Annotated in this window: 1 protein-coding gene and 1 pseudogene; one reads left to right on the top strand and one right to left on the bottom strand. The window is 39.7% G+C overall.

From position 1 onward, the window contains the following. Nucleotides 1-501: pseudogene (locus tag BM291_RS19880) on the top strand (IS256 family transposase, variant Zn-binding type); the annotation flags it as partial. Nucleotides 502-794: 293 nt separating this feature from the next. Here BM291_RS19880 and BM291_RS19875 read toward each other — a convergent pair. After that, on the bottom strand, nucleotides 795-2282 hold the full coding sequence (locus BM291_RS19875; protein WP_092901053.1) for a PAS domain-containing protein: 1488 nt from the start codon (nucleotides 2280-2282) through the stop codon (nucleotides 795-797). Nucleotides 2283-2694 lie beyond the last annotated feature (412 nt).

Below are 2694 nucleotides of genomic sequence, written 5' to 3'. Positions count from 1 at the left end.
GTTGTCTGTCCCAACATTACCCTGCAGCGATGCGTAATCCATGTCCAACGAATGTGTCGAATATGGCTCTCCAGTAAACCTAAGAGCCTTGCTGGCCAAGAATTGAGAAGAATTGTATCCAAACTCCATCTAATCAAAACCAAGGAGGAATTGAGCTATTGGTTACTAGGATTGGCTACCTGGGATAAAACATACCATGAGTACACCCATCAAAAAACAGTAAACCCTCTCACTGGAAAATATTGGTATACCCACAAATTATTGAGGAGATCTTTTTCTGTCCTTAGGACTGCTTTACCTCATCTGTTTGAATACCTGGACAATCCACGAATCCCAAAATCAACCAACGGCCTAGAGTCTTTTTTTGGTCATCTAAAGAATAATCTGGTCATCCACAGAGGCCTTTCTACAACCAACAGAAAAAACTTCCTAAAGTGGTACTTGTACTTCAAAAACGAAAAGCGGAAGAAGGTTTTCCTAGCCATAAAACAAGAAGAATGAAGCACTAAAAAAGGTCTCCCAATCTAGGAGACCCTTCATTCCACTTGGCAGTTTCTATTGCTGTTAAGTTGCTCCTCAGCAGAGCTTAAGTCCTCTTCAAAACGGCAAGGAATTATATGAAATATTTAAACCAAAAACACCAACTATTTTTGGCCACATTACCCTTTTTGTTTCAGCCAGATCTCACACTTCTAAGTGATGTGCTATAGAATAACAGAAATCTATCTATGCTGACGTAATATTTTTAGAACCTACTATTGACTTACTCGGTCTACCTATGGTATAAGGTCATATTATGAATCTCCCCTATCTTTTAATTCAGTCTTTTGGGAAATGATTCTGATCTGTTCATCTAATTCATTAGCGGAGGCCGATAAGTAGTCTAGCAATTCACTTTGTGATAATTCTTCAGCTGGCGTGTTCTTAATCAAGTCTATAAGTCCCATTATCCTCGCTAATGGGGCTCGGATTATGTGTGACTGCAACCATGCTATGTCCCTAAATTGCTGATTCTGCTGCTCTATGGACATTATACTCCTAACTTTCTCCGTATTATCCAAGCATGCTCCAATCATCGCAAGAACTTTTCCATTTTGATCCGATTTTATCTTGGCCCAAGACCGCAAATAACGCACCTCACCATTTGGCCGGACGATCCTCTCTTCGAACTCAGTATCCTTTCCCGTACTTAATACAAGTTGAACTATCTCTCTTACTCTTGTCCGATCATCCGGATGCAGTAATTCTAGATATCCCTCAAATGTCGCTTTGAATTCACTGGAGTCCAACCCATAGATTTTATATAATGCGGGTGACCAAGTGACAATATTATGCGCTATATCCCAGTTCCAATTACCAAAATGTGCCAAATCTTGGCTCTGTAGCATGAGCAAATTGGTTTCACTGATAATCTCTGTTTTTTGCCTGTTTTCAAGGACTATCTGCAACAATGCTGTCACCCTTTCCAAAACCTGAAGCTCATCTTCAGTGGGTGTTTTTGGCTCGCGATAATACATCGCAAGTGTAGCCATCACCTCTCCTTCAGTGCTGATTACAGGGTTTGACCAGCAAGCTTTCAAACCATACGTAAGGGCTAATGTCCTGTAGCCTTCCCACTTTGCATCAGTGGTAATATCTGTAACAATAACTTGTCTCTTCAATGCTGCTGCAGTACCACAAGAACCTACATTCTTCCCAATTTGAAGATTCTCAATAGCCGTCATATAGGCAGGAGGCAACGACGGAGCAATGCCACCATATAAATGTCCATTTTTGACTTTCAATATGGAACATTGCATCTGCGGAAACAATTCTTCCAATCCTGCTAGATAACTTAATAAAAGCTCACTAAGGGAATTGTTTATATCAAGTCGGCAAACTTTTTTTTCCAGCTTCTCCATCGCGATTAGCCTCCTGAAATCGGTCGTCTCAGTCATCACACCACAAAGAATAGGTTGAACACCATCCTTATGAATAAGAGCTACTGAATCCTTAATCCATTTAATATCACCACTAACACTTATCATCCTATATTCAAAAGAATGAATTCTTTCAGGATTCTTATTCAAATCACGGTATTGCAACACCACGGCAAAATCATCGGGATGTAGTCTACTCTCCCAAAAACCTGGAATATCTTTCCATTTCTCCTGAGAATAACCCAAAATATGCATCCCTCGATCACTAATAAAGTTTAATTGCAGCATATCTACATCAGCCTCCCATACGCATCCCCCTTTGGATTGCAAAAAAGCTAACAATTGCTTGGGGTTATTTTTCATGATGATTAGAATTAGTTGGTTTGCCTAATTAAGCTTCTATATGGATTGCTGATGAGCAAGATAGTTAAATGGAATAATTCAAAGACAGACCATTTAGATGGATTATGCCTTAGTACAGGATAGCTTGAGAACCAGAACGGAAGAATATACTAGAGATCTGATACTAGAAGTGAAGTAGGTTTATGACAGAAAAACTTACGACCCAAAAAGGAAAGTCCTGGCAGAGCGTAGAGTTATTACAGTATATTCAAAACTACTGACTGATTTGTTTAGCTTAACAGAGAAGATAATGTAAAAAGTAGTCACACTAAAAATGAATTGCCTAAAAATAAGAAAAGCAGCCCATTTGGACTGCTTTCTTGTGATCCCTCTGGGGCTCGAACCCAGGACCCTCCCGATTAATATCGGGATG

This window comes from Algoriphagus aquimarinus, assembly GCF_900112005.1.
Taxonomy (GTDB): Bacteria; Bacteroidota; Bacteroidia; order Cytophagales; family Cyclobacteriaceae; genus Algoriphagus; species Algoriphagus aquimarinus.
Note: the sequence above shows the minus strand (reverse complement) of the source record. Positions and strands in the feature narration are given on the sequence as shown.

Bases quoted from the DNA above. Each gene is read 5' to 3' on its own strand.
- BM291_RS19875 (WP_092901053.1), bottom strand. From the start codon at position 2,282: ATGAAAAATAACCCCAAGCAATTGTTAGCTTTTTTGCAATCCAAAGGG.